Genomic DNA, 23061 nt, shown 5'->3' on the forward strand with positions numbered 1-23061 from the left:
AACCCTCAATCGAGAATGCGATCAATTTGCAACCGCAGCGGCCACCGGACCTGCGCCTGCTGCAGGCGCATCGCCATAGCCCTTGAGCACGTCATCGACCATGAGCTTCACCGAGGTCACGCTGGCCGCCGTGACGTACCAGGCCTCGGAATCGACGAAGACCACGCGGTTGTTCTTCCAGGCGCTGGTCTGGCGCAGCAGCGGGTTGTCCATGCCGTCAGCATCCATGCCCGGGCGGCGCTGCATGATGGCCGTGCGGTCGATCACGTAGAGGATGTCCGGGTTGGCCTGCTGGATGAATTCGCTGGAGATGGGCTGGCCGTGCAGGTCGGCCTCGGCCGCCGTGCTGGCGGGCCTGACGCCCAGCGCGTTGAAGACAAAGCCGTAGCGCGACTGCGGCCCGAACGAGGTGAAGGCGCCGTTGTTGTGCATGACGATGAGGGCCGTCTCCTTGCGCCCTTCGGTGGCGCGCCGGGCCTGGGCCACCTTGTCGTCCATCTCGGCGGCCTTGGCGCGCGCCAGGTCCTGCTTGCCGAAGATGCGGCCCAGGGTGAGCAGGTGATCGCGCACGGTGTCCAGGTGCCGGGTGCCGCTGCTCCTGAAGTCCACGTCGAAATGCACGGTGGGCGCAAAGCCCGAAAGCTCCTGGTAGGCGCTGGCCTGGATGGGCGAGATCAGCACCAGGTCGGGCTTGAGCGCATGCACGCGCTCCAGGTTGGGCTGGACGATGGAGCCCAGGTCCTGCACGTTGGCATCGTCCTTGTACCGGGCCAGGAAGTGGGGCACGAAGTCCTTGGGCATGCCGGCAATGGGCACGCCGAGCTGGTCGAGGAAGTCGGCCTCGTTCATGTCCAGCGCGGCCACGCGCTGCGGCGGGCGCTCCACCACCGTCGTGCCCAGCTGGTGCTGCACGGTGACGGGCTTGAACTCGCCGGTGCCCGCCGCCTGCGGCGCTGCGGCCTGGGTCGTGGGTGTGGCGGGCCGGTCGCAGGCCGACAGGCAAAGCGCTGCCGCCAGCGCAAGCATGGGCGCGCGGTGGGGAATGCGGAAAAGATGGGTCATGGGCTTTCTCTCCTGAAAAATGGCATGCATTGCTTGACTGTTTTTTGGTGGCGCCGGTGCTCGGCTCAGGCCCGGCCGCGCCCGCGCACCATGAGTGCAAGGAAGTAGCTGCCGCATACCAGGTTGACGAGGATGCCCACCGAGGTGCGGTAGTTGAAGACATGCTCCACCGCCAGTTGCGCCGCGATGAAGATGGACACGGCCACGGCACAGCCCAGCGGCAGCGTGACCCGGTGGCGCGCCGTGCCCGCCAGCGCATAGCTGATGTGGGCCACGAAGATGCCCATGAAGGCCGTGGGCCCCAGCAGGCTGGTGGACACCGCCACCAGCGCGGCAATCAGCGCCAGCTGCAGGCGCAGCTGGCGCTGGTAGTGCACGCCCAGCGAGATGGCCTGCTCGCGCCCCAGGGCCAGCACGTCCAGCACGGGCAGGCTGCGCCGCACGATCACGCAGGCCACGGCCACGATCAGCGCCGACCACAGCAGCTGCGCGGGCCGGGCGCGGTTGAACGAGGTGTAGCTGTAGCCCTGCAGCACCGAGAATTCGCCCGGGCTGATGCGCAGCTGCACGAACTGCGTGAAGGTGCCTATCACCATGCCCAGCACCAGCCCCAGCAGCAGCAGGAAGTACACGTTGTCGCGGCCCCCGCCCAGCAGCCAGCGGTGCAGGGCCCAGGAGTAGCCCAGCATGCAGGCCACCGACAGCCAGAAGTTGCCGCTGGGGCCCAGCACCACCAGGCTTTGCACGCCCATGGCCAGCACCAGCAGCGCCTGCAGCAGCAGGTAGACCGCCTCATAACCCATGATGGCGGGGGTGAGGATGCGGTTGCCCGCAAGCGTCTGGAAGACGATGGACGACAGCGCAATGCAGATGCCGCCGATGACGATGGCCGACAGCCGCGTCAGCCGCCGTGCAATGACGTAGCCGAAGTCCAGCCCCGAGCCCAGCAGCACGAAGCAGGCCGCCAGCGCGACGGCAACCACGGCAGCCGCAATCCATGCGGTTGTCTGAGGCAAGGCCTTGCGCATCACGGCCTTCTGCGCAGGATGAGCACGAGAAAAAGCAAGCCGCCCACGCTGCCCGCCGTCAGGCCGATCGGCACCTCGAAGGGGTGCATGATCAGCCGGCCCACGATGTCGCAGGCCAGCAGCAGCGAGGCGCCGCTGAGCGCGACGATGGGCAGGGTGCGGCCCAGGTTCTCGCCGCATCGCATGGCCACCAGGTTGGGAATGACCAGGCCCACGAAGGGAATGGCGCCCACGGTGATGACCGTGGCCGAGACGGTGACCGCCACCAGCACCAGGCCCAGCGTGGCCAGCGCCGGATAGCTCAGCCCCAGGCTGGTGGCCATGCCCTCGCCCATGCCCAGCACGGTGAAGCGGTGCGCAAACGCATAGGTCAGCACCACGATGGGCACGATGAGGTAGATGATCTCGTAGTGGCCCTGCACGACGCGCGAGAAGTCGCCCAGCAGCCAGCCCTGCATGCTTTGCAGCAGGTTGTGGCGGAAGGCATGGAACTCGGCGATGGCGCTGAGCACGCTGCCGTACATCAGGCCGACCACAGGCACCAGCACCAGGTTGCGCAGGCGCATGCGGCGGATGATGGCCACGTACAGCAGGCTGGCGCCCAGGCAGAACACCAGCGCGAACACCATGCGCCAGGCCACGCCCCACGCGCCCGAGGTGAAGGCCGAGGCGGGCGCCACCGTCAGCGACACCAGAATGCCCAGCTTGGCCGCGTCCAGACCGCCGCAGGTAGCAGGCTCCACAAAGCGGTTCTGCACGATCTGCTGCAGCACGACGCCGCACACCGACAGCCCCACCCCCGTGAGCACCAGCGCTGCCAGGCGCGGCAGGCGGCTGGCCGTGAGGGTGAGCCAGGCATCGCCCGACAGCGACAGCAGCTGCCCCCATTCCACCTGCCGCGCGCCGGTGAGCACGGAGGCGCAGCACAGCGCGGCAAACGGCAGCAGCCACGGCGCCAGGCGCGGGACCTGCGTCCCTGTCGTTGGCTTCGCAGGCTCGCTCAACGGAGGTCCTCGCCCATGCCCGTGCCCGTGCCCGTGCCCGTGCCCGTGCCCGTGCCCGTGCCCGCTACCGTGCCCGTGCCCGCAATGCGCCAGCCCTTGGCGGCGCGCCGCCGCGCCAGAAAGCGCGCATACAGGCCTTGCGCCTGTGCCAGCTGCTGCGGCGTGCCCTGCTCGCTGACGCGGCCCTGGTCCAGCACGATGATCTGGTCGGCCATGGCCACTGTGGACAACTGGTGGGCAATCACGATCAGCGTGCGCCGGCCGCGCAGCCGCGCCAGCGCCTGGGCGATGGCGGCCTGGTTCTCGGCATCCAGCGCGGCCGTGGCCTCGTCGATCAGCAAAATGGGCGCATCCTTGATGAGCGCGCGGGCAATGGCGATGCGCTGGCGCTCGCCGCCCGACAGGCGCGCCCCGCCCTCGCCCACCGGCGTGTCCAGGCCCTGCGGCAGGCGCTCGATGATCTCGGCCACGCCGGCCTGGCGGGCGGCTTCCATCACCTCGGCATCGCTGGCCTGCGGGCGGCCCATGCGGATGTTGTCGGCAATGGAGCCCTGGAAAAGGTAGCTGTCCTGGAAGATCTGGCTGATCTGCCCGGCCAGCCGCTCGCCCGCGATCTGGCGCACGTCGATGCCGCCCACCAGAACGCTGCCCTGCTGCACATCGAAAAAGCGTGCGACCAGCCGCAGCACGGACGATTTGCCAGAGCCCGAGGCGCCCACCAGCGCCGTCATCGAGCCCGGCTCCACGCGCAGGCTCAGGCCGCGCAGCACCTCGGGCTGGCCCGGCGCGTAGCGGAACACCACATCGCGCAGCTCCACCGAGGCATCGCGCGGCGCCTGGGGCACGGCAGGCTCGGGCAGCGGCTGGACCGCGAGGATGTCGCGCACGGCATCGAGCTGCACGCGCGCGGCGCGCAGCGAGTCGGCGTAGCCGGCCACCTCCAGCAGCGGATCGACATGGCGGCAGGCCAGCAGCAGGGCCACGATCACGGGGATGGCGGCTTCCATTCCCATGCCCTGTGCTGCAACGCCGCCCAGGCGCTCGTCCAGCCACAGCGCGCCGGCCACCAGCAGGGCCGCAAACACGGCCTGCACGGCCCAGCCGTTGAGCACGCCCGACAGCGCCGCCAGGCGAATGGACTGCGCGCCCGATGCGCGCTGCCGGCCCAGTGCCTGCTCCAGCCAGCGCGTGCCGCCGCCTTCGCCATTGAAGGCGCGCAGCACGGACTGCGCCTGCGCAAACTCCACCATGCGCTGGCTGGCGCCGGCCATGCTGCGCTGCAGGCGCTCGTCGGCACGGCGACCCAGGTGCGCGGTGACCAGCAGCACGCCTGCCAGCAGCGGCAGCGCCAGCAGCGCAATCAGGCCCATGCGCCAGTCCATGGCACACAGCGCGGCCACCACGGTAACGGGCGCCACGGCGCCGCTGAACACGGGCGTGAACACATGGGCCGGCAGCTGGGCCACTTCCATCATTCCCTGCGAAACGACGTGGTTGAGCCGGGCCGTGTTCTCGGGCGTGAACCATCCCACGGGCAGGCGGGCCACATGGTCGCCAAGCCGGTGGCGCGCCACGCGCAGCACGGCGGCGCCCAGGCCCAGGCCGGCTTTTTCCACCTGGCGCTGCCAGGCCCAGCACAACACCACGCCCGCCAGCAGCACGGCCAGCCAGGCCGCCGCGCCGCGCGTATCGCCTGCCAGCAGGCGCGACAGCACGGGCACAAGAGCGGTGACAACCAGGCCGCTGAGCAGGCCATGCAGCACGGCCATGCAGGCATAGCGGCGGAAAAGCCGGGCGTCGTCGCCCAGCAGTTGCATCAGGGTCTTCAGCATGGGGGCAGCTCCGGGGCCAGGGCGGGGGTGGAAGGCAGGGATTGGGAGGGCTGTGACTCGTACCCGCCCAGCGCCCACAGCCGTGCGTAGCGTCCGCACAGCGCCAGCAGCTCGGCATGGCTGCCGCGCTCGCGGATGGCTCCGCCTTCCACCACCAGGATCTGGTCCGCATGCATGACGGTGTCCAGCCGGTGGGCGATGACCAGCAGGGTGCGTCCGGCGGCCAGGCGCGACAGGGCTTCCTGGATGGCAGCCTCGCTCTCGGCATCGGCAGCGGCCGTGGGTTCGTCCAGTACCAGCACGGGCGCGTCCAGCAGTACGGCGCGCGCAATGCTCAGGCGCTGCTGTTCGCCCCCGGACAACTGGGCGTCTTCGCCGATCACCGAGTCATAGCCGCGCGGCAGCGCCAGGATGCGTTCATGGATGTGGGCGGCGCGCGCCGCCTCTTCCACCTCCTGCGCGCTGGCCGAGGGCCGGCCCAGTGCGATGTTCTCGCGCACGCTGGCATGCACCAGGCGCACGTCCTGCAGCACAAAGGCCAGGTGGCGGTACAGCTGCCGGGTCTCGATCTGCCGCAGGTCCACCCCGCCCAGCGTGATGCGCCCTTCGTTCGGGTCGAAGAAACGCAGCAGCAGCCGGGCGAGCGTGGACTTGCCCGCGCCCGAGGCACCGACCACGGCGGTCACCGTGCCGGGCTTGAGCGTGAAATCCATGCCCTTGAGCACGTCATGCCCCGCCTCGTAGGCATGGCCCACGCCTTCGAAGCGGACTTCGCAGCCTTGGGGCAGCCTGCATTGATCGGCGGCCGGTTGCTCCAGCACGGGCGTGCGCAGCAGCGCCTGCACGCGCTGGGCAGCGCCCGTGGCGTGATTGAGCGCATGCAGGTTGAAGCTGAGCAGCTGCAGCGGCGCGCTGATGCCCGGCGCCACCAGGGCAAAGGGCAGCACGTCCACGGGCACCATCCAGCCCAGGGCCGTGAACAGCGTGCCAAAGGCCAGCACCACCCCCAGCACGGCCACGGGCGCGATCAGCGCATTGGCATTGGCGCGCGCCGACACCAGCGGACGCGCAAAGCCGAGGAAGGCATCGGTAAAGCCATCGACGGCCTCGCGGTAGCTGCCATGGGCTCGGCCGCTGGCGCCAAAGGCCTTGACCACGGGAATGCCGTGCACGAACTCCACCACCGCGTTGTTGATGCGCGCCAGTCCCGCGCCAAAGGCCGGCATGTGGGCACTGCTGGCCTGCATGGCATGGCGCATCACCAGAAAGAAGATGCCGAACGGCAGCGCCGAGACCAGGGCCATGCGCCAGTCCATGGCCACCAGGTAGACCGCAGAAGCGGCCACCGTGCCCGCGCCGCGCCCCACCGTGGTGTAGAAGTGCGCGGTCAGCTCGTGCAGGGTGGCCACGTCGTCCTGCATGGCCTGCTTGACCTGGCCCGAGGCCCGCTCGGTGAACCAGCCCAGCGGCACACGCGCCAGCCGCTGCATGGCCGACAGGCGCAGCCCGTGGGTGAGGCGGTTGTCGGCCAGATGGGCAACCAGCTCGCCCGCCGACACCAGGGCCATGCCCGCGAACAGGCAGACAAGGCACAGCGCGATGACGCGCCAGGCATCTGCCGCCACCATGCCGCCATCGGCCAGCGCCAGCCGCGCGATATGGGCGATGCCGGCCAGCGGCGCCAGCGCCAGCACGGCGCCCGCAAACGACAGCAGCGCGGCAAGAACAAGCTGCGCGCGGATGGGCTGCAGCGTCTGCGCAATGGGGCCGGGGCCGGCCTGGGCGTCATCGGCCTCGGGTGAGTGCATGGGTTCTCCTGGAAGGCATGGCGGATCAGAAAAGAACAGAAAACAAGGGCTCTTGCCTGTCTTCCGAACGAGAACGCCAAACCCTCAATCCCCAGGGGCAGAAAGTTGAATCAGCCGGTAACGGGTTCCGAGAGACGGGTAAGGCGCCGCGATGAAAGAAGCCTCAGCCCGCCGCCTGCACCGTGACCCAGTAGCGCGTGCGCGAGACCACCTGCACGGGCAGGCCCAGGGCCAGGTTGTGCAGGGCGCGGTCGGTGTCGCGCAACGAGAACACGCCCGTGACGCGCAGGCCGGCCACCTGCGGGTCGCAGCGCAGCAGGCCCGTGCGGTAGCGCGCCAGTTCGGCCACCAGCTCGCCCAGCGGCATGTTGTCGGCCACCAGCACGCCGCGCGCCCAGGCGGCGGCACTTTCCTGCGCAGGCACCGGAGCCCGGGCCTGCTCGCCAGTGAAGACGGCGCCCTGCCCCGCATCCACGCGCACCACCTGGCCCGGCGCCCTGGCAGGACGCACCTCCACCGCGCCCTCGAACACGGCCACGCGGGACTGCTCATCTTCCTGGCGCAGCGTGAAGCGCGTGCCCAGGGCCTGCACCGTGCCGTGGCGCGAGCGCACGCGCAGCGGGCGGGGTGTGCTTTGCGGATCGGGCGCGGTGGTGACGAGGATTTCGCCGGCGCGCAGCAGGATCAGGCGCTCGGCCTCGTCAAAGCGCAGGTCGATGGCCGAGGCCGAGGCCAGCACCACCTGCGTGCCATCCGGCAGCGTGATCTCTCGGACTTCACCGCGCGCCGTGCCATGGCTGGCGGCGGCGATTTGCCATGCATCGGTGCCGCGCACCACATGGGCAATGCCTCCGGCCGTGGCCATGAGGCCCAGCAACTGCATGGCACGGCGGCGGCCCCGGGGCGCCGGCGACGCAGCGGAGGTGTCCCCCAGCGTATGCCGCGCGATGCCGCCGGGCACGCTGCGCAGCTTGTCGTCAAAGGCCTGCAGCCGGCTCCAGGCCAGCTCGTGCCGCGGATGCTCGGCACGCCAGCGGGCGCAGGCGGCGCGGTCTTCATCGCTGGCGTCGTCAGCCCACAGCCGGGCCATCCATTCGGCGGCGCGCTGGACGATGGCCGGCTCCAGCGGCTCGCTGGCGGACGCAGTTGCGCAGGCGTCAGTGGATGCGGCTGACGCGGCCGATGCCGGAGATGAAGACATGCCGGCCACTCAGCACACGGCGCCGTGCAGCGCCTGGTAGCAGGCCAGCAGGCCGGCAGCGATGTATTTCTCCACCGAGGACACGGACACGCCCAGCTCGGCCGCGATATCTCGGTAGGCCATGCCGTCGAGCTTGCACAGCAGCAGGGCCTTGCGCGCCTTGGGCGGCAGGCCGTTCAGCGCGGCATCGATCTCCACCAGCGCCTCCAGCGCCAGGGCACGTGTTTCTTCGGAGGGCGCCATCTGCTCGGGCAGCAGGGCCAGCGCTTCAAGATAGGCCGCCTCCACGCGGCGGCGCCGGTACAGGTCGATCACCAGGCCGTTGGCGATCTGGGTGAGATGGCGGCGGTGCTCGTCGGCCGGCGGAACACGGCCGGTGCGCAGCAGTTGCAGGTAGACGTCGTGCGCCAGATCGGCCGCATCAAAGGCATTGCCCAGCTTGCGGCGCAGCAGGCCGCGCAGCCAGCCATGGTGATCGGTGTAGAGAATTTCGACTTGTTGCTGAAGCGCAAACTTGGCGGCGGCCACAGTACCCCTCCCTGTGCCCCAGGGCGCAGGCACGCCGGGGACGCATGACAAATGAGAACCATTTGCATTTTATATGGAAGCCAGCCCCCGCCGCCGCGACGCACTAGCGCTGCGGCAGGCCGGGCAGTATGGCGTTCAGGTCTACCGCGTTGGCCATGGCGCGGTTGCCTTCGTCGCCAGGATGCAGGTGGTCGCCCGAGTCGAAGCGCGCCGCCATGCGTGCCGGGTGGGCGCTGTCGCGCAGCACGGCGTCGAAGTCGATGACGGCATCGAAGGCGCCGCCCAACCGTATCCATGCATTCACCTGCCGCCGCAGGTCGTCCTTGCCGTCCTGGTAGTAGTCGTCCAGCGGCGTGCCTGGCAAGGCGCCCTCGAAAGGCGGCAAGGTGGCGCCGATCACGCGCAGGCCGTGGCTGCGCGCCCTGGCAACCAGCTGGCGATAGCCCTCCGCCATGTCCTGCAGCGTGGGGCGCTGCGCCCGCGGCGCAAAGGCCGTGCCGGGCCAGGAAATATCGTTGATGCCCAGCAGCACGATGAGGCTGCGCACACCGGGCTGGGCCAGCACATCACGCTCCAGCCGCGCCAGGGCATGCTCGCCCATGCCATCGGACAGCAGGCGCGCCCCCGAGATGCCGGCATTGACCACCGCCGCGCCGTGCGGCGCAAGGCGCGCGGCCAGGAAATCCGGCCAACGGCTGTCCCTGTCCAGGCTGGCCGTGGCACCGTCGGTGATGGAGTCGCCCATCACCGCTACCACGGGCGCCGCAGCTTCTGCCTCGACCTCTATGCCCGCCAACAGCGGGCGGGCCGTGCTGCTGATTGCGCCAGGGTCCGAAGTCCGCAGCGCCGCAGCCGCGGACTGGTCGCCCGCCACGATCCAGCCGGTCTGACGCCCATCCCAGTGAAAACTCTGCACAGGCGTGGCACCGGGCAGGTACAGGCTCACGGCCACCTGCGACAGCGAGGCCAGCGGCAAGGCCACAGGGTCGCTGACCAGGGATGCGCCTGCGGCAATGGTGGCTTGCGCGCTGCCGCCAAAGGTCACGGCCTGCAGGCTGCCGGACTCGACGGCGCCTGCCGGCAACGGCTTTGCCACGGTCGCCCTGCCCACGGTCACAGGCTGGCCGCCGTAGGCGTTGGACAGCACGATGCGCAGGCGCGGCCCGCCCAGGCTGATGCGTGCCACCTGGCGCACGGTCTGGTCCTGCAGCACAGCGGGCAGATTGGTGGGAAAGAGGAAATCCGCCCCCCAGACCGGCTGCGGGCTGGCCTGCCACGTGGCAGCCCAGTGGGAGGCTTCAGCCGAACCCGCCGGCGCCGTTGAATCCGCCATGGCTGGCGTGGAAATCACAAGCGCCAGAAGGGCCGCGCCCGAGGCCGTGGAAAGCGATGGAAAAAGTTGCCGCATGCAAGGAATCCGATGTCTGTGGATGGCAGGATCATGGATTCAAGGGCGGCGCGGGACTAGACGGTCTGCTGGAACACCATCTGTGAATGGAAGGCATCAACCAGCTGACGAAAAAAGCCCCTGCCTCGAAAGGCAGGGGCTGTCAGGGGCCCGTGGACGCCATGCGTAGCATCGACGGGCCGGCTAGCAACGGGTTGGCGTCAGCCGGCAGTGGCCTGCGGCGAGGGCTTGGGCTGCAGGCGCTTGAGCACGCGCGGCACGATGAGCACGCAGGCCACGATGATGATCAGCGTCAGCGACATGGGGCGCTGCAGGAAGATCCACCAGCTGCCTTCGCCGATGGACACGGCGTTGCGCATCTGCGCCTCGGCCAGGGGGCCCAGGATCATGCCCACCACCACGGGCGCGGTGGGGAAGTCGAAGCGGCGCATGATCACGCCCAGTACGCCGATGCCGTACAGCAGGAACAGGTCGAACGCGCTCTGGCGCATGCCGTAGGCACCCACGGTGGCGAAGATCAGGATGCCGGCGTACAGCTGGGGACGCGGGATCTTGAGCAGCTTGACCCACAGGCCCACCATGGGCAGGTTGAGCACCAGCAGCATCAGGTTGCCGATGTACAGCGAGGCGATCAGCGCCCAGACCAGGGCCGCGGACGAGCTGAACAGCTGCGGGCCGGGGTTGATGCCGTAGTTCTGGAAGGCGCCCAGCAGCACGGCCGTGGTGTTGCTGGTGGGAATGCCCAGGGTCAGCAGCGGGATCAGCGCGGCGGTCACGGTGGCGTTGTTGGCCGCCTCTGGGCCGGCCACGCCTTCGATGGCGCCCTTGGTGCCGAACTCCGCACGGTCCTCGCCCTTGGCCAGTTTCTTCTCGGTGGCATAGCTCAGGAAGGTCGGGATCTCGGTGCCGCCGGCGGGAATGCAGCCGAAGGGCGTGCCGATGACGGTGCCGCGCAGCCACGCGGGCCACGAACGCTTCCAGTCACGGCCGGTCATGTGCACGCGGCCCATCTTGTTTTGCGTATCGACGACCTTGCCTTCGTACATGGCGGCGTACAGCACTTCGGCCACGGCGAACAGGCCCACGGCCACGAGCACGATGTCCACGCCGTCCAGCAGTTCCATCTTGCCCATGGTGTAGCGCGCAGCGCCCGAGATCTGGTCCATGCCGATGCAGCCCAGCGCCAGCCCCAGGAACAGGGCCGTCATGCCGCGCAATGCGCTCTGGCCCAGCACGGCGCTCACGGTGGTGAACGCCAGCACCATCAGCATGAAGTACTCGGGCGGGCCCAGCTTGACGGCGAAGTCGGCCACCGAAGGCGCGAACAGCGTGACGACCACGGTGGCCACGGTGCCGGCCACGAAGGAGCCGATGGCGGAGGTGGCCAGCGCGGCGCCCGCGCGGCCGCTCTTGGCCATCTTGTTGCCCTCCATGGCCGTGACCATGCTCGCGGTCTCCCCGGGAGTGTTCAGCAGGATGGAGGTGGTGGAGCCGCCGTACATGGCGCCGTAGTAGATGCCCGCGAAGAAGATCATCGAGGCGGTGACATCGACCTTGGCGGTGATGGGCAGCAGCATGGCCACGGCCACGGCCGGTCCGATGCCGGGCAGCACGCCCACGGCCGTGCCCAGGGCGCAGCCGACCAGGGCCCACAGCAGGTTGGCCGGAGTGATGGCGGTGGCAAAGCCCGCCAGCAGTGCGTCAAAGATTTCCATTACAGCCACCCCGTCTCAGTCAGGCCCGGCAGGTTGATCGCCAGGAATTGCGTGAAGGCCCAGAACACGGGCGCCGAGATCAGCAGCCCGGTGACCACGTCCTTGGCCCAGGTGATGGGCTTGCCCGCCTGGGCCTGGCCGCCGGCACGGCGCAGGCCCTGCACGGCCAGCACGTAGCAGACGGTGCAGCTGACGATGAAGCCCACGGTGCCGATCAGCACGGCATTGACCAGCAGGCCCGTCGACACCCAGACGAAGGCGCCGATGTCGGCTCGTGGGTGGCCGCCCCCGCAAGAGGCTTCGCGAAAGCCGCCCGTGCGTGCCTCCCAGACCAGCCAGGCGCCGCAGACTGCGAGCACCAAGGCACACAGCCAGGGCAGGAAATTGGGGCCGACGCCGCCGTAGCCGGCATCGCCAGGGATTTGCAGCGCGCCGAAGGCCAGGCCTGCGGCGACAAGCAGCACGCCGGAGCCGACGATGGTCTGCGCGCGTACCGAGGGAAAGCCGCTGGGCTCATCGGCCTGGGCGGCATCCGTGGCAAGTGGATTGGGTTGTGAGGACTCGGACATGGTCAGTTCCTGGCCGCAGCGGGACCGGCGACCGGGGCCGGCCACCGCTGCAGACGTGGGGAAAAAATTAAGCCGCCGGGGCCTGCGAGCCGCTGGCGCGGCGCGCGGGCATCTTCCGCTTCTTGAAGCAGGCGCTGCGACTGGCGCCTGCCGTGGCCCGCAGGAGTGCGGGCCTGTTGCTGCACCGACCCCGCAAGAGGCCGGTGCAGCAGCTCGATCACACCATGCCGGACTTGACCATGGTGGCGCGCAGGCTCGCGAACTCCTGGTCCACGAACTCGCCGAAGGCATCGCCGGCCAGCCATGCAGGCGTCCAGTCGTTCTTCTGCAGCGCCTCGGCCCAGGCCTTGCTCTTGGTGGCCTTCTCGATCATGGCGACCAGCGCATCGCGCTGTGCCTTGGTGATGCCGGGCGCGCCGTACACGCCGCGCCAGTTGCCGATCTCCACGTTGATGCCCTGCTCTTTGAGCGTGGGCACGTCCACGCCCTTCAGGCGCTGGCCCGAGGTCACGCCGATGGGCTTCATCTTGCCGGTGCCGATGTACTCGGCGAACTCGCTGTAGCCGCTGCCGCCCACGGTGACGTTGCCGCCCAGGATGGCGGAGATCGCCTCGCCGCCTCCACGGAATGCCACGTAGTTGATCTTGGAGGGATCGACGCCGACTTCACGCGCAATCATGGCCGCCGCGATGTGCTCGGTAGAGCCGCGCGAGCCGCCGCCCCACTTGACGGAGCCCGGGTCCTTCTTGAGCTGGGCGATCACCTCGGCCATGTTCTTGAAGGGCGAGTTGGCGGGCAGCACGAAGACGTTGTACTCGCTGGTCAGGCGGGCCAGCGGCGTGGCCTGCGTGAGGTTCACGGGCGGCTTGCCCGTGATGATGCCGCCCAGCATGACGGCGCCCATGACCATCATGGCGTTGGGATCGCCCTTGCTGCCGTTGACAAACTGCGCAAGGCCGATGGCGCCGGCGGCGCCGCCCTTGTTGTCATAGGTGACGGAAGCAGCCTGACCAGCGTCCTGCAAAGCCTTGCCCAGGGCACGGCCCGTGGTGTCCCAGCCGCCGCCGGGGTTGGCCGGCAGCATCATCTTGACGGCTGCCGCAGCCTGCGCAGACAGCGGCAGGCTGCCTGCGGCGGCCAGTGCGGCCAGCGACTTCAGAAAAGTATCACGACGCATGGTTTGACTCCTTGTGTTGTAAGGCTGTCGATGATCGGTTCGCTACCTGTCAAATGGCTGTCCAAACCCCTAGGGGAATCCCTAGATCGCTCTCGCCACGATGGCCTGCATCGCGCCCGGTGCTAACGTCCGGCCCATGCAATTGCTGCTCGTAGAAGATGACAACGCCATGCGCACCACGCTGCAGCGCACGCTGATCCGGCGCGGCATCCAGGTGGAGACGGCGGCCGACGGCCCCTCGGCCCTGGCGCAGTGGCTGGTGCGCGAGCCCGACGCCGTGGTGCTGGACCTGAGCCTGCCCGGCCTGGACGGCCTGCAGGTGCTGGAGCGTGCGCGCGGCCAGGGCCTGCGCACGCCCGTGCTCATCCTGACCGCGCGCGGCACCGTGGGCGACCGCGTGCTGGGCCTGAACGCCGGTGCCGACGACTACCTGGCCAAGCCCTTCGACCTCGACGAGCTGGAGGCCCGGCTGCGCGCCCTGCTGCGCCGCAGCAGCGACAGCTTCACGCCCAAGCCGCCGCCCGAGACCATCGCCATGGGTGCGCTGCGCTACGACAAGGCCAGCGGCGCCATCCACCGCGATGGCGAGATCATGGAGCTGACGCCGCGCGAGCTGGCCCTGATGCACGCCCTGCTGGCACGCCCCGGCCATGCCGTGGCCAAGGAGCGCCTGTTCGCGCTGGTGTTTCCCGGCGAGTCGGACGTGCAGTACGAAGCCGTGGAAGTCGTCGCCTACCGGTTGCGCAAGAAGCTGTCGGGCACGGGCGTGCAGCTGGTCACGCTGCGCGGCCTGGGCTATCTGCTCAAGGCCGAGTCGGCCTGAGGCACTCCACCACTCACCGCAGCCCATGCGCGACCCCGGTCTTCCCCTTCCCGCCCCCGCGCGCACGCGCCAGCCCTGGTCGCTGCGCCGCCAGCTGCTGACGGGCATTCTCGTGCCCGTCATTCTGTTCATTGGCTTCAATACCTGGAGCCTGTACCACCAGACGCTGGCTGCGCTGAACACCGCCTATGACCGCACGCTGCTGGCCTCGGCCAAGAGCATCAGCGAGCAGCTGGATGTGACGGGCTATGACGAGTCCGCCCAGCTGCATGCCATCGTTCCCTACTCGGCGCTGGAGATCTTCGAGGCCGACAACCAGAGCCGCATGTTCTACCGCGTCTCCACGCTGGAGGGGGAAATGGTGTCGGGCTTTGGCGAGCTGCCCATGTGGCACGGCGTCATTCCCCAGCGCCCGCCCTACGCGGCCCTGGTCGACTTCTACGACGCACAGTTCCGGGGCCGGCCCGTGCGCATGGCCGTGCTGCTGCAGCCCGTGGCCAGCGCCAAGGGGCGCGGCATGGCCGTGATCCAGGTGGCCGAGACGCTGGAGCTGCGTGAAGCGCTGGCCCTGCAGATCCTGCGCACCACGCTGGCGCGGCAGGCCCTGCTGGTGGCCGCCGTGGCGCTGATCGTGATCTTCGTCGTCCAGCGCGCCACACAGCCCGTGCGCCGGCTCAGCAGCGACCTGCGATCGCGCCCGCGCGGCGACCTGAGCCCGCTGTCGGCACCCTCAGCACCGCGCGAGTTGCAGCCGCTGCTGGAGGCCATCAACCAGCTCATGCTGCGGCTGCGCCAGCTGCTGTCGGACCAGAAGCGCTTTGTGCGCGACGCGTCGCACCAGCTGCGCACGCCGCTGGCCGTGCTCAAGGCACAGCTGCAGTCGGCCCAGCGCGGCGATGTGCCGGCCGAGCAGGCCTTTGAGGAAATCGGCGCCACCGTGGACCGCGCCACGCGCCTGGCCAACCAGATGCTGGCGCTGGCCAAGGTCGAGCAGCTGCGCCAGGAAGACAGCGCCGAGCCCGCATCGCCCGCGCCCAGCCTGCTGGACGAAGTGGTGCGCGACGTGGCCATCGAACTGTCGCCGCTGATTGCGGAGCAGGACATCGACTTTTCCATAGACACGGAGCCCTGCCCCGTTCCTGCCCACGAATGGATGCTGCGCGAGCTCACGCGCAACCTGCTGCACAACGCCATACGCCACATGCCTGCGGCCGGCAGCCTGCACATCAGCGTGCACCAGGCAGGCAGCCAGGCCGTGCTCAGCCTGCGCGACAGCGGGCCGGGCATAGACAGCGAGCTGGCGCAGAGGCTGTTCCAGCCATTTTCGGCCGGCAATGCGCGCAGCGGCTCGGGCCTGGGGCTGGCCATCTGCCACGAGATCGTGCAGACGCTGGGCGGCGCCATCGAGCTGCGCAACATCTACCGGCAAGGCCTGGTCTGCGGACTGCATGCGCACGTGGCGATTCCGCTGCAGCCGACCACTGGCAGGCACCCCGCGCCGCGCGCACAATAACGCCATGACCGATATCGAATCCATGCGTCTGGACAAATGGCTGTGGTGCGCGCGCTTCTACAAGACGCGCAGCCTGGCGACGGAGGAAATCGGCAAGGGCCGCGTCACCGTCAACGGAGCCCTGGTCAAGCCCGCGCGCGAGGTGCGCTGCGGCGACACCGTGGCCCTGCGCCAGGGCCAGGTCCCGCGCACCGTGGTCATCCGCGGCCTCTCAGGCATGCGGGGCCCCGCCCCCGTGGCCCAGGCCCTGTACGAGGAAACCGCCGAAAGCCTGGCCGAGCGCGAACGGCTGGCAGAGCAGCGCCGGCTGGCGCCGGAGCCCGCCAGCAGCATCGCCAGCCAGCACGAAGGCCGCCCCACCAAGCGCGACCGCCGCCAGATCGACCAGGTGCGCGAGCGCGGCAGCTGGGACAGCCGCTGGAGCGCCTCCATCGACGATCTGGACCGGCGCTGAATCGCACGGCCCTGCCCGCCTCTTCCAGCAAAAAAGGCCATGCGCAACAACTGCGCATGGCCTTTTTTGCATGGATTTGCGGGAAGCAGGCCCTGCGGCGTTCAGACCACCTGGTCCCTGGCCGGGGCGTCGTCATCCTGCGCGCGCGGCAGGATGAGGTTCATCACCATGGCGGCCATGGCGCCCACGGTCACGGCCGAGCCCAGCAGGTACTGCAGCATGTCCGGCAGGGTCTGCACCCAGTCCTTGGGGGCCAGGGTGGCAAAGAAGGAGCAGATGATGGGCACGCCCACCACCAGCATGGCACGCTCGTCCAGGCGCACATGGCGCAGGATGCGGATGCCCGCCATGGCAATGGTCACGCAGACCACGGCGAACATGCCGCCGATCACGGGCGAGGGAATGGCCGCGATCAGTGCGGAGAACTTGCCCAGGAAGCCCAGGCAGGCCAGCACCAGGCCGGCTGCAATGAAAACCATGCGGCTGGCCACGCCGGTGATGGAGATCACGCCGGCGTTGGTGGAGTAGCCGGTGACCGGCGTGGCACCTATCAGCGCGGCCACGCTGCAGCTCAGGCCTTCGCCCACGGCGCCACGGTCCAGCTGGCGGCTGGTGATGGGCTGGTTGATCACGGCCGAGACCGCGAACCACGTGCCCGTGGTCTCCGCCATGACCACGAGGTAGATCACGACGAAGGTGAGCACGGCGGGCAGCGAGAACTGCAGCGGATAGTCGATGCCCGCCAGCTTGGGCAGCGTGAGCCAGGGCGCATCGGCAATGGGCTGCCAGGCAAACAGCCCCATGCCCCAGGCGACGGCCGTGCCGCCAGCCAGCGCGATGATCACCGACGACAGGCGCATCCAGCGGCCCAGCCGGTTGTCGAAGCGCAGGCCCAGCATCATGGCCGCAATCAGCAGCGCCGCCGATACCGATGCCAGCGCGATGGACTGGTTGACCGTCATGCCGCCGTGGACCGCGAACACGTTGGCGCTCAGCGCAATCGGCAGCAGCGACAGCCCCACCACGAGGATGATGGTGCCGCCGACGATGGGAGGCACCAGCCAGCGGATCACGCGGTGGAACCAGCCCAGCGCACCCAGCGCGATGACGATGAGCGCGCCCGGAATCAGCGCGCCATAGACCGCTCCCATGCCGCCGAAGCCGCCGCCCGCGCCAAAGGCCACGGCCAGGATGGCACCCAGGGGAATGTAGGAAGGCCCTTGTGCCACGGGCATGCGCATGCACCAGGCCGTCTGGATCAGCGTGCCCAGTCCCGCTGCGAGGAAGGTGGACTGGATCATGGACGCCGCGTCGGCCTGCGACAGCGCCAGGGCCGAGGCAATGATGAAGGGCACGACATACACGTCCATGGCCATCACATGCTGCAGGCCCAGCAACAGGGCCTGGGAGAGCGTGACGCGGTCGTCAGGGCGGGCGATCAGGCGCCCTTCGTAGGAGGAGGTCGGTTCGGTCATGGAGCGGAAAACGCGGGAAACAGCCAGTGCGCAAACGCAGCCGGTCTTCAGGCGGGGCTGGCCGCCTGGCGCCGGTGCACGCACGCGCCCTGCACCCAGGTGCAGGCCACATTGGCACGCGTGGCATGGTGGATGATCTTCTGCAGGATGTCGGCCGGGCCGTCCTGCTCGGGCCAGATCTGCACATTGGAGTCCGGCGCCAGGCAGTCGACGGCCAGGGCATCCATGGCATGGCCGGGCTCGATGCGGCCAATGGGAAGGTCCAGCGCATCGCCACCCGCCGCCGTGGCCAGCCATAGTGCAAAGACGTGGTCGATGCGGGCCTGCACGCCCTGCCCCGCCCTGCCGCGCCGGGCGGCCGTCTGCGCCGGATCCACGCCTTCGTGCAAGGCCAGCGAGGCTGTCATGGCATGGCGGCAGGCGTCGAACATGCTGGGGCTGTAGCCCCCCGAAATGTCCGTGGCCAGCCCCATGCCCAGGCCCTGCTCACGGCCGCTGCGCGCGGGGAAAACGCTGTTGGCGAAATAGAAGTTGGACAGAGGGCAATGCGCCACCGAGGCGCCCGTGCGCGCCATCAGCGCCACGTCATCGGCCGTGAGGAAGTTGGCATGGGCCACGACCGTGCGGCGCGTGAGCAGGCCGAAATCATGCAGCGCATGCGCATCGGTGCGGCCCTGGCGTTCCAGCACATGGGCGTGGGCCCAGTCGCTCTCGGAGCAATGGGTTTGCACATGGGCGCCGGTGCGTCCAGCCAGGTCGCCCAGGCCGCGCAGCAGCTCGTCGGTGCACGAAGGAATGAAGCGCGGCGTGATCACCGGTAGCACGCGCTGCTGCGCGTTGTCCGGATGCTGGCGCAGCCAGTCGATGAAGCGCGCCGTCTCGGCAATGCCTTCGGCGGCACTAGCGTCCTTGTAGAACGAAGGGCATTGCGACGGCTCGTCCATGGCCACCTTGCCGACCAGGGCGCGCTGGCCCAGGGCCAGGCAGCGTTCGGCCAGCACCTGGTTGCCCACGGCGTGGATGGTGCCGAAGTACATGGCCGTCGTCGTGCCATTGGCCAGCAGCGTACGCACCACGCTGTCGTACACCGAAGTGGCAAAGCCGGCATCGCCGTAGCGCGCTTCCAGGGGAAAGGTGTACTCCTGCAGCCAGGTTTCCAGCGGCACATCCAGGGCCTTGCCGCTTTGCGGCCACTGCGGCGCATGCACATGCAGGTCCACCATGCCGGGCAAAAGGTACTGGCCCTCGGGCAGGCGCTTCAGCGTGCCCGCTGCCGCATGCAAGGCCTCCAGGGTCGTGCGCCGAGGGTCGTTCCGCTCCAGCACGGCGTCGATCATGCCGCGGCCATCCACCACGATCAGCACGTCCTGCCGGATGCGCAGTGCGTACGGCGTGGGGGCATCGAAGGCCGTGCACAGCAGGGCCCAGCCTGGGCGCGGCTCAGAGGAATTCATCATGGGAAACGACAAGAGAGCTTCACTTGGCCTTGAGCTTGGCCAGGTCCTCGACCGACAGCCAGCGCCACTGGCCCGGCTGCAGGTCCTCGGTGAGCTCCAACTCGCCAATCTTCCAGCGGTGCAGGCCTTCAACGCGGTTGCCAACGGCGGCGATCATGCGCTTGACCTGGTGGTACTTGCCCTCGGTCAGCGTGAGGTCCAGCACATGCTCGCTCACCTGCTCGCAGGCAGCCGCCTTGACGGGCTTGGGGTCGTCATCGAGCACCACGCCCTCCAGCAGGCGCTGCACCTGCCGCGCATCCACGGCATGCTTGGTGGTCACACGGTAGACCTTGGGCACGTGCTTCTTGGGCGAACTCATGCGGTGGATGAACTGGCCATCATCGCTGAGCAGCAGCAGGCCCGTCGTGTCCTGGTCCAGCCGGCCCACGGCCTGCACGCCCTGCACGGCACCCTTGTTCGGGCGCTGGCGCAACGGCATGGGCAAAAGCGAGTAAATGCTCGGATAGGTTGAAGGCTTTTGCGAGCACTCCGTGCCCGCCGGCTTGTGCAGCAGCACATAGCCCAGCGCGTGATAGGCCCACTCCACGCCCTGTACGCGATAGCGCAGGCCTTCAGGATCGATGTCCTGCGTGGAGTCGAGGCAACGCACCCAGTCGTTGGCCTCGGTGTCCCACAGTTCCACCCAGCCCTGCTGGACCAGGCCCGAGCACACGCGGCGGATACCGAAGCCTTGGGAATACAGAATGTCTTGCAGTTGCATGTTGGTCTTTCAAGCCGGCGCACCCACCATGGCGCACGCACATCGCGCAGGGCCGGAACAGGTATTCTGCGCAAACAAGCAAAAAACCCCGTAGCTTTGGGCTACGGGGTTTCTTGGGCTGTAAGAGCCTGACGATGACCTACTTTCACACGGGAACCCGCACTATCATCGGCGCAAAGTCGTTTCACTGTCCTGTTCGGGATGGGAAGGAGTGGTACCAACTTGCTATGGTCATCAGGCATAACTTGTTGTCATGCTGCTCTTGCGAGCAACACAACGAATTCATAGAGTCTGTAATCAGCTTTGTATTTTGACTGCGCCTTACTTGGCATAACCACCTTGATGATCAACGTCATCAAAGTTATAGGGTCAAGCCTCACGAGCAATTAGTACTGGTTAGCTTAACGCATTACTGCGCTTCCACACCCAGCCTATCAACGTCCTGGTCTTGAACGACTCTTCAGGGGGCTCAAGGCCCCGGCAGATCTCATCTTGAAACGAGTTTCCCGCTTAGATGCTTTCAGCGGTTATCTCTTCCACACTTAGCTACTCGGCAATGCCACTGGCGTGACAACCGATACACCAGAGGTGTGTCCACTCCGGTCCTCTCGTACTAGGAGCAGGCTTCCTCAAATCTGCAGCGCCCACGGAAGATAGGGACCAAACTGTCTCACGACGTTTTAAACCCAGCTCACGTACCTCTTTAAATGGCGAACAGCCATACCCTTGGGACCGACTACAGCCCCAGGATGAGATGAGCCGACATCGAGGTGCCAAACACCGCCGTCGATATGAACTCTTGGGCGGTATCAGCCTGTTATCCCCAGAGTACCTTTTATCCGTTGAGCGATGGCCCTTCCATACAGAACCACCGGATCACTATGTCCTGCTTTCGCATCTGCTCGACTTGTCAGTCTCGCAGTTAAGCACGCTTATGCCATTGCACTATCGTCACGATGTCCGACCGTAACTAGCGTACCTTCGAACTCCTCCGTTACGCTTTGGGAGGAGACCGCCCCAGTCAAACTGCCTACCATGCACTGTCCCCGATCCCGATAAGGGACCTGGGTTAGAACCTCAAACGCACCAGGGTGGTATTTCAACGTCGGCTCCATGAGAACTAGCGTCCTCACTTCAAAGCCTCCCACCTATCCTACACAGATCCGTTCAAAATCCAATACAAAGCTACAGTAAAGGTTCATGGGGTCTTTCCGTCTTTCCGCGGGGAGATTGCATCATCACAAACATTTCAACTTCGCTGAGTCTCTGGAGGAGACAGTGTGGCCATCGTTACGCCATTCGTGCAGGTCGGAACTTACCCGACAAGGAATTTCGCTACCTTAGGACCGTTATAGTTACGGCCGCCGTTTACTGGGACTTCAATCAAGAGCTTGCACCCCATCATTTAATCTTCCAGCACCGGGCAGGCGTCACACCCTATACGTCCACTTTCGTGTTTGCAGAGTGCTGTGTTTTTATTAAACAGTCGCAGCCACCGATTTTTTGCAACCGCTTTGGGCTCCCTTTGTACAAGTTCACCTACTTGCGGCATACCTTCTCCCGAAGTTACGGTATCAATTTGCCGAGTTCCTTCTCCAGAGTTCTCTCAAGCGCCTTAGAATACTCATCTCGCGCACCAGTGTCGGTTTGCGGTACGGTCGTGTGTAGCTGAAGCTTAGTGGCTTTTCCTGGAAGCAGGGTATCACTCACTTCGTCTGCAAGCAGACTCGTTATCACCCTCATCTAAGCCCGGCGGATTTGCCTACCAGGCACGACTACAGGCTTGAACCAACATATCCAACAGTTGGCTGAGCTAACCTTCTCCGTCCCCACATCGCACTACACATCGGTACAGGAATATTGACCTGTTTCCCATCAGCTACGCATCTCTGCCTCGCCTTAGGGGCCGACTCACCCTACGCCGATGAACGTTGCGTAGGAAACCTTGCGCTTACGGCGAGGGGGCTTTTCACCCCCTTTAACGCTACTCATGTCAGCATTCGCACTTCTGATACCTCCAGCACCCGTTACCAGGCACCTTCACAGGCTTACAGAACGCTCTCCTACCACTTGCAATAAATTGCAAATCCGCAGCTTCGGTAACTGGCTTAGCCCCGTTACATCTTCCGCGCAGGACGACTCGATCAGTGAGCTATTACGCTTTCTTTAAATGATGGCTGCTTCTAAGCCAACATCCTGACTGTTTTAGCCTTCCCACTTCGTTTCCCACTTAGCCAATTTTAGGGACCTTAGCTGGCGGTCTGGGTTGTTTCCCTCTTGAGTCCGGACGTTAGCACCCGGTGCTCTGTCTCCCAAGCTGTACTCTGCGGTATTCGGAGTTTGCATAGGTTTGGTAAGTCGCCATGACCCCTAGCCTAAACAGTGCTCTACCCCGCAGGTAATACTTGAGGCACTACCTAAATAGTTTTCGGAGAGAACCAGCTATTTCCAAGTTTGTTTAGCCTTTCACCCCTATCCACAGCTCATCCGCTAGTTTTGCAACACTAGTCGGTTCGGACCTCCAGTACCTGTTACGGCACCTTCATCCTGGCCATGGATAGATCACTTGGTTTCGGGTCTACACCCAGCGACTGGACGCCCTATTCGGACTCGATTTCTCTACGGCTCCCCTATTCGGTTAACCTTGCCACTGAATGTAAGTCGCTGACCCATTATACAAAGGTACGCAGTCACCCTTGCGGGCTCCTACTTTTTGTAAGCATGCGGTTTCAGGATCTATTTCACTCCCTCCCGGGGTTCTTTTCGCCTTTCCCTCACGGTACTGGTTCACTATCGGTCGATGATGAGTATTTAGCCTTGGAGGATGGTCCCCCCATATTCAGACAGGGTTTCTCGTGCCCCGCCCTACTTTTCTCTAGCTCAGTACCACCAGTCGGTTTTCACATACAGGGCTATCACCTACTATGGCCGGACTTTCCATTCCGTTTTGTTAACCGTCTGACTATCACTAGAAGGCTGTTCCGATTTCGCTCGCCACTACTTTCGGAATCTCGGTTGATGTCTTTTCCTCTGGGTACTTAGATGTTTCAGTTCTCCAGGTTCGCCTCGCATACCTATGTATTCAGTATGCGATACCCTTGCGGGTGGGTTTCCCCATTCAGAAATCTCCGGATCAAAGCTTATTTGCCAGCTCCCCGAAGCTTATCGCAGGCTATCACGTCTTTCGTCGCCTATCATCGCCAAGGCATCCACCACATGCTCTTAGTCACTTGACCCTATAACT

At 66.6% G+C, this 23061-nt stretch carries 17 protein-coding genes and 2 rRNA genes; 3 read left to right on the forward strand and 16 right to left on the reverse strand.

All coding sequences use genetic code 11. The features are described from left to right. Positions 1-21 precede the first annotated feature (21 nt). From ACRSCF_RS20820 to ACRSCF_RS20870, 11 genes are all read right to left on the reverse strand, one after another. Positions 22-1062 carry a siderophore ABC transporter substrate-binding protein gene (locus ACRSCF_RS20820; protein WP_034368131.1) on the reverse strand — a complete coding sequence of 347 codons (1041 nt, stop codon included), beginning with the start codon at positions 1060-1062 and terminating at the stop codon, positions 22-24. A 65-nt stretch (positions 1063-1127) separates the two neighbouring features. Further along, complete coding sequence (locus ACRSCF_RS20825) at positions 1128-2090, reverse strand: iron chelate uptake ABC transporter family permease subunit (protein ID WP_034368114.1); 963 nt, start codon at positions 2088-2090, stop codon at positions 1128-1130. Then, complete coding sequence (locus tag ACRSCF_RS20830; RefSeq protein ID WP_279613694.1) at positions 2090-3094, reverse strand: ABC transporter permease; 1005 nt, start codon at positions 3092-3094, stop codon at positions 2090-2092. Before ACRSCF_RS20830 ends, ACRSCF_RS20825 begins: the two co-directional genes overlap by 1 nt. After that, positions 3091-4926, reverse strand: a complete 1836-nt coding sequence (locus ACRSCF_RS20835) for an ABC transporter ATP-binding protein (protein WP_034368117.1) — start codon at positions 4924-4926, stop codon at positions 3091-3093. Before ACRSCF_RS20835 ends, ACRSCF_RS20830 begins: the two co-directional genes overlap by 4 nt. Continuing rightward, positions 4920-6734: an ABC transporter ATP-binding protein gene (locus ACRSCF_RS20840; RefSeq protein WP_034368119.1), complete on the reverse strand. Its 1815-nt coding sequence runs from the start codon at positions 6732-6734 to the stop codon at positions 4920-4922. Before ACRSCF_RS20840 ends, ACRSCF_RS20835 begins: the two co-directional genes overlap by 7 nt. Positions 6735-6897: 163 nt before the next feature. After that, positions 6898-7935 (reverse strand): FecR domain-containing protein, encoded by a 1038-nt coding sequence (locus ACRSCF_RS20845; protein WP_034368135.1) that lies wholly within the window; start codon positions 7933-7935, stop codon positions 6898-6900. Positions 7936-7944: 9 nt separating this feature from the next. Then, positions 7945-8463 carry a sigma-70 family RNA polymerase sigma factor gene (locus ACRSCF_RS20850; RefSeq protein ID WP_244386519.1) on the reverse strand — a complete coding sequence of 173 codons (519 nt, stop codon included), beginning with the start codon at positions 8461-8463 and terminating at the stop codon, positions 7945-7947. A 103-nt stretch (positions 8464-8566) separates the two neighbouring features. Next, the gene (locus ACRSCF_RS20855; protein WP_034368122.1) at positions 8567-9871 is read right to left on the reverse strand and encodes an SGNH/GDSL hydrolase family protein; all 1305 of its coding nucleotides are present in this window, start codon (positions 9869-9871) and stop codon (positions 8567-8569) included. Between the two features lie 200 nt (positions 9872-10071). Further along, entirely contained in the window at positions 10072-11586 is a 1515-nt protein-coding gene (locus ACRSCF_RS20860) for a tripartite tricarboxylate transporter permease (protein ID WP_016449639.1), read from the reverse strand. Then, positions 11586-12155, reverse strand: coding sequence for a tripartite tricarboxylate transporter TctB family protein (locus ACRSCF_RS20865; RefSeq protein ID WP_016454030.1), 570 nt, complete (start codon positions 12153-12155; stop codon positions 11586-11588). Before ACRSCF_RS20865 ends, ACRSCF_RS20860 begins: the two co-directional genes overlap by 1 nt. Before the next feature lie 217 nt (positions 12156-12372). Further along, positions 12373-13332 carry a Bug family tripartite tricarboxylate transporter substrate binding protein gene (locus ACRSCF_RS20870; protein WP_016449641.1) on the reverse strand — a complete coding sequence of 320 codons (960 nt, stop codon included), beginning with the start codon at positions 13330-13332 and terminating at the stop codon, positions 12373-12375. Positions 13333-13432: 100 nt separating this feature from the next. Between ACRSCF_RS20870 and ACRSCF_RS20875 the strand changes: the two genes are divergently transcribed. From ACRSCF_RS20875 to ACRSCF_RS20885, 3 genes are read left to right on the forward strand one after another with little or no spacing between them, the layout of a single operon-like run. Beyond that, complete coding sequence (locus ACRSCF_RS20875; protein ID WP_016449642.1) at positions 13433-14155, forward strand: response regulator transcription factor; 723 nt, start codon at positions 13433-13435, stop codon at positions 14153-14155. A 25-nt stretch (positions 14156-14180) separates the two neighbouring features. Then, positions 14181-15668 carry a sensor histidine kinase gene (locus ACRSCF_RS20880; RefSeq protein WP_016449643.1) on the forward strand — a complete coding sequence of 496 codons (1488 nt, stop codon included), beginning with the start codon at positions 14181-14183 and terminating at the stop codon, positions 15666-15668. Between the two features lie 4 nt (positions 15669-15672). Then, on the forward strand, positions 15673-16122 hold the full coding sequence (locus ACRSCF_RS20885) for an RNA-binding S4 domain-containing protein (protein WP_016449644.1): 450 nt from the start codon (positions 15673-15675) through the stop codon (positions 16120-16122). A 101-nt stretch (positions 16123-16223) separates the two neighbouring features. On the opposite strand, the gene ACRSCF_RS20890 is transcribed toward ACRSCF_RS20885, so the two are convergent. The 5 genes from ACRSCF_RS20890 to ACRSCF_RS20910 form a co-directional block, all read right to left on the reverse strand. Further along, positions 16224-17597 (reverse strand): uracil-xanthine permease family protein, encoded by a 1374-nt coding sequence (locus ACRSCF_RS20890; protein ID WP_016449645.1) that lies wholly within the window; start codon positions 17595-17597, stop codon positions 16224-16226. A 47-nt stretch (positions 17598-17644) separates the two neighbouring features. After that, positions 17645-19054 carry a guanine deaminase gene (gene guaD / locus ACRSCF_RS20895; protein ID WP_043792972.1) on the reverse strand — a complete coding sequence of 470 codons (1410 nt, stop codon included), beginning with the start codon at positions 19052-19054 and terminating at the stop codon, positions 17645-17647. A gap of 19 nt (positions 19055-19073) precedes the next feature. Further along, on the reverse strand, positions 19074-19817 hold the full coding sequence (locus ACRSCF_RS20900) for a 16S rRNA pseudouridine(516) synthase (RefSeq protein ID WP_016454025.1): 744 nt from the start codon (positions 19815-19817) through the stop codon (positions 19074-19076). A 126-nt stretch (positions 19818-19943) separates the two neighbouring features. After that, positions 19944-20056 (reverse strand): 5S ribosomal RNA (gene rrf, locus ACRSCF_RS20905). A gap of 126 nt (positions 20057-20182) precedes the next feature. Continuing rightward, a 23S ribosomal RNA gene (locus ACRSCF_RS20910) occupies positions 20183-23053 on the reverse strand. Positions 23054-23061 lie beyond the last annotated feature (8 nt).

Origin of the sequence: Delftia sp. 11MD, from assembly GCF_050907895.1 — a bacterium.
Classification (GTDB): Bacteria; Pseudomonadota; Gammaproteobacteria; order Burkholderiales; family Burkholderiaceae_C; genus Comamonas; species Comamonas tsuruhatensis.